Origin of the sequence: Sphingosinicella sp. (genome assembly GCF_052387495.1) — a bacterium.
Taxonomy (GTDB): Bacteria; Pseudomonadota; Alphaproteobacteria; order Sphingomonadales; family Sphingomonadaceae; genus Allosphingosinicella.
In genome coordinates, this window is record NZ_JBQTJC010000162.1 from 1 (window position 1) to 4,892 (window position 4,892).

3 protein-coding genes are annotated in these 4,892 nt (G+C 64.3%); all 3 read right to left on the reverse strand.

All coding sequences use genetic code 11. From position 1 onward, the window contains the following. Positions 1-47 precede the first annotated feature (47 nt). Entirely contained in the window at positions 48-572 is a 525-nt protein-coding gene (locus tag ACT4N8_RS09135; protein WP_444857819.1) for a hypothetical protein, read from the reverse strand. A gap of 509 nt (positions 573-1,081) precedes the next feature. Next, on the reverse strand, positions 1,082-4,369 hold the full coding sequence (locus tag ACT4N8_RS09140; RefSeq protein WP_444857820.1) for an AAA domain-containing protein: 3,288 nt from the start codon (positions 4,367-4,369) through the stop codon (positions 1,082-1,084). 112 nt (positions 4,370-4,481) lie between these two features. Next, positions 4,482-4,892: DNA-directed RNA polymerase subunit alpha C-terminal domain-containing protein (locus ACT4N8_RS09145; RefSeq protein WP_444857821.1), on the reverse strand; the 411-nt coding region annotated here is incomplete at its 5' end.

Below are 4,892 nucleotides of genomic sequence, written 5' to 3' on the forward strand. Positions count from 1 at the left end.
CACATGACAGCGCTCACCGGGGCGGGGCCGCCGCGGCGGTCCCAGCCCTACTCTTGTCCGCCCTCCGGCATGTCGCTCTCGTCCGGCCCGTCAAACCCCTCCTTCTTGCCCGCGCGCCGGTCCCGGATACGCTGGCGAAAGGCGGCGAGCCGCTTGAGCAAGGCCTCGCGCACCTCCGCGTTGGTCGCCACCTCCGCGTGCCGCGCCCGCCCCCCGCGACTACGCCCGCCGGCGGCGGCCGAGGCGGCGCGCTGGTTCATTTGGCTGATCCGGATCGCCTGGTCGACATTGACCTTCGGCAGCCGCCGTCCGCGCCTGGGCACGCCGGGATCGAGACTGGCGATCGTCGCGGCATTGAGCAGCTCCGGCACCCGCGCCTTGGCCTCCTCGAGCATCGCGTCCCAGCGCCGCGCGAACTCGGGATAATTGGCGCGGCGGTTGTAGAACGCTGTCGTCGACAGCCCCGCCGAATCGGCGGCGGCCCGCACGCACCCCGCCTCCCGCAGCCCCGCCAGAAACGCCGCCTCGGTCTCGGTATCCCACCGCCCCACCGCCGCCCGCACCATCTGCACACCCCCCGCCTTCGTCCGCCGCGCGATAAGCTCAGAACTCCCTCTCCCGCCTGCGGGAGAGGGCCGGGGTGAGGGCCTTTCCTTGAACGCCTCCAGCGCCCCCGCCCACTTCCCCGCGAACCCCGCATCCTTGATCCGATGATCGTAAGCCGTCCCCGGATCCACCCCCGCCCGCGCGGCCGAAGCCCGCACATTCCCCGTCCGCCTGAGCGCACGCAAAAACACCCCGCGCCAGGAGCGCGGCAGCTTCTTCGGCATGTCGATTGTCCTCGATTGAGCGCCAGCCCGGGCGGGCCACGGCCGAAACTGAAAAAAGCCGGCGCGTTTCCCGCACCGGCCTCGCCCCACTTCGTCATCCCGGACCAGATCCGGGATCCGCCTTCTTCTTCTTGAGAGCCGTAGGCGACTCGCACTTCTACAGCATGGGAGGAAAGTACCAGACCAGCGTCACGCTGTCAAGCAAATCTTTCCATGTTGGTACATTATGATGCTCAGAACCTCAACCCGCCTCAGTTCATCCACGTCTCAATTACGTCGATGCACCGACCCGGTTCGTCGCGCACTTCGTAAACCCAGAATCGCCGCACGTCCCAGCCCATCTCCATGAGCCGCATGTCGCGGAGCTGGTCGCGGCGGACGTGTTCACCATTCCAGTCCCGATGGTAGCGCTCGCCGTCGATTTCCACGTCCAGTCGGCGCCCATCCTGCGAGATGATCGCGAAATCTAGAATGTATTGGTCGAAATCATATTGCGGCACCGAGGGAATGCCAGCCCGCACGAGCATTTCGTAGAAAACATGCTCCCAGTCCGAAACGAGCTCGGGTCGCCCAACGGTCGGATAGATGGGAGACGCAGTCGGCTCACGGGTCTGCCCGCGCTGCTCGATCTCCAGCGCGCTCTCCCAGCTATCGCAATAAGTGACGAATTGTTTGAGGTACGTGACGTCACTCTGGGCGCAGGCGGCCTTGTCCCCGACGGTGACGACGCTGGCCCGCCCGCGCGTGATAGCGACGTTGAATAGGTGTCCGGACCTGCGGAGGAAGCCGAGCGCGCCTTCGGAAACTCCTCCGGAGACAACCGGCGAGAAAATCATGAGGTCGCGTTCGTCGCCCTGGAACTTGTGGGCCGTGTCGGACAGGAACTCCCGCGCGGCAAGGATCGTCGCAAGCACGCCGTCTCGCGAAACAAGGTCCCTGATGCGGCGCGCCTGCGCCCTGAATGGAGTGACAACACCGATCGACCCCGGATAGCGTTGTTCGATGGCCAGCCGGCGAAGCTCGTCGACGACAGCTGTGGCTTCCTTGTCGTTGACGGCGCCCCCATCGGTCGGGCGAACCACCTTGCCCTTCACGTCGATCCAGCGAAGCGCGGGCTGCCCATGCCGATGCAACAGGCTATAATCCGTCGCGACGCGCAGGCCACCGCCGTAGAACTGCTGGTTAGAGAATCGAATGATCGCTTCGTGGGAGCGATGATGATCCCTCAATGTGACCACCGAATCTGCGGGCACCCGGCTTTGCCCTAGCTCGTAGAGGCTGACAGCCCGGTAGCTCCAGCCCGCTCCGGGGTCGTCGAGCACGCCGTGGCGAACCATGAAGGCTTGGTCCTTGTCGGCGGTGAGCCTGCTGATGTGCCGGAGCTGCTGCGGATCGCCGATGATGACGGCGCGCTTCGCGCGGAAGAGCAAAGGCAGGACTGAGGCAATGTCGCACTGGCTCGCCTCGTCGACGACAACGAGGTCGAACAATGCACTTTCGAACGGAACGCGACCTTTCGCCGACAACGAGGTCACCGCCCACCCAGGCATTACGTTGGCGACTTGGGCAGCTAGACGATAATAGCGAGACCAGATTTCCCGGCTGATCTGACCACCGCCCTCCTGAGTATTGGCGATGGTACGCAGCAGCGCGATATAGTCACCGAGCGCCTTGCGCTCGGCCGAGCTCAGGCGCTCGCCCATCGATGCGAGCCAACCCTCCCATGCCGCGTGCGATGCATTCGACAGGTCCGCGAGGCGGTCAACGCGCTCGCGTGTAAGATCGGCAGGATCGCCGAGGGCGAGCAACTCGGCGCGCAAGGCGTGATATTCACTGGCCGCCGCAGCGGCGTCGAGGCGCGGCTGCAGGGCTTCGCACCAGTGTGAGCTGATGCCCGGATCATCGGGACAGGGCATTACACCGAGGCGCTCGGCCAGCGCATTCGCACCGAAGGCTGCGCTGGCGAAACGCGCGAGCCGATCCTTCTGGAAAATCGACCAGAGCAAACGAACGAACAATCCTTGGCGCGATCGATCGGCTCGGCCTGCAGCCTCCACGAGCGCTTGGACGACTTGCTCGGCGCCGGCGATGTCAAAGGCTGTCAGGTCGGCAAATTTCTCTTCTCCAAGCAACTGCCGCGCCGCTTCAGCCCTCTGCTCGGCGGCATCCGTCAGGTTGCGCGCAATTCGCAGTCGCTCGATGCGGGAGTCGAGATCGGCAAGTGCGGTGCCGATCCGGGCGACCTCCTGACGCGCCTTTTCGGCGACTGCGCGCTCGGTGGCATTCGAGCGGACCGACAATATTGACGCCAACTGGTCGGCCGTGCCCTCGCGCGGAGTACGACCTCCCAAACGCATCAGGACAGGCCGCGTCGCGAGACCATTGACCCGCTCCTCCACGACATCGACGGCCTTGTTGTTCTTGCTGGCGAACAGGACCTTGAGGCCATGATAGGCCGCATTGACGATGATCGCCGTCACAACCTGCGACTTGCCGGTACCGGGCGGCCCAGTGATCACGGTGAGCGGGGACGAAAGCGCGCTCCGGATCGCGTCCCGCTGCTCGGCGTTCAACGGCGCTGCCTCTAGAATCGGCTGAGCAAAGGGTTCCGCCGCGGATGGGGCGCCGGCGATCATCACACCGAGCGCACTCTGTTCGATCGCCTTGTCAAGCACCGCCTGAAGGTTGCGCAGCTCGGTTTCCAGGCCGACCGTGAAGGGTTCACGATCGGCGAGAACGATTGCGGCGCGGTTGAATATGGCGATCTGTCGGTCGTCGAACTCCGGGCTGGTGGTTGAGAGGGCGTCTGGGTCCGGGGACTCTGCCCAAGGCCAGTCCGGCCGAACGGACGCAAGTTGTGCGCCAAGATCGGCGGGATCCAAGTCCTCGGCAGTATCGATGCCCAGAATTTCGGAAAGCTCGGCCGCCTCCTCCAACGGATTGGTATCCCCGGCAAAACGCTCGAGCAGCTTCATGTTGAGCACCGGCTCATTGAAGAAGGTCGGCATCTCAGCATCAACATCGAGCGGCCAAAGCAGCACCGGCTCGACAAAAGCGCCGGTCCAGCCGGTGCGGCTGCGTGCCTGCCGCCAAGCGAGCGGCCAGCCGAGCCAAAGCGTCTTTGTCTTCGCTTCGCGCCGCTGCCGTCCCAACAGACGATCGACGCCTTCAGCCGCTGCCCATTCAATTTCGGGCGACGCATCGAGCGGCATTGAAGGTAGCAATGCGTAGTCGAGGTCGTATCGGCTCTCGGCGAACACGGAGACACCAACGCCAGCGTCGGACGCGAGGCAATCGAGATAGTAGCGGAACAAAGCTGCGTAGCGGTTGGGCTTCGCCGTCTCTTCAGGTTTGGGCCCTTGGGCGCCGCCGGCGAGGGCCCAGCGATGGCCGGGCAATTTGGTCACCCTACCACGAAGTGGGCCGTACAAGGCAGCATTGACCTCGGCTCGTGATACCCCCAGCCGTGTGGCAATTTCGGCTGCCTTCAGCGAGCCACCCTTCGACAGCAGTTCCAGAACGCGAGCGCTTAAGTTCACAAGCCCCTCCGGGGCCCACATTGGTCACAAGCTCCGGAAATGAAAAGGGCCGCCTCGCGGCGGCCCTTAGCTGTCTTCAGTCGGCACAAAGTACCACTCGGGGACGAAGGCGTTATCCCAAAAGCTCCTGCTCGAGCTTCTTGGCCATCTCTTCGATGTTCTCCGGCGGCCATCCGGGGATGTCCATCCCAAGCCGGAGGCCCATCGAAGCGAGGACTTCCTTGATTTCGTTGAGCGACTTGCGGCCAAAATTGGGAGTCCGGAGCATCTCCGCTTCCGTCTTTTGGACCAAATCCCCGATATAGATAATATTGTCGTTCTTCAGGCAGTTGGCGCTGCGCACGCTCAGCTCCAGCTCGTCCACCTTCTTGAGCAGATAGCGGTTGAGCTGGTTGGCGTCGGCTTCGCTCTGCTCGGCGCTCGGCACGGCGATGCCGGCCATCGTCGGCACGCTGACCATGCCCTCGTCGAAATGGACGAACAGCTGCAGCTGGTCCTGGAGGATCCGCGCCGCGTAAGCCAG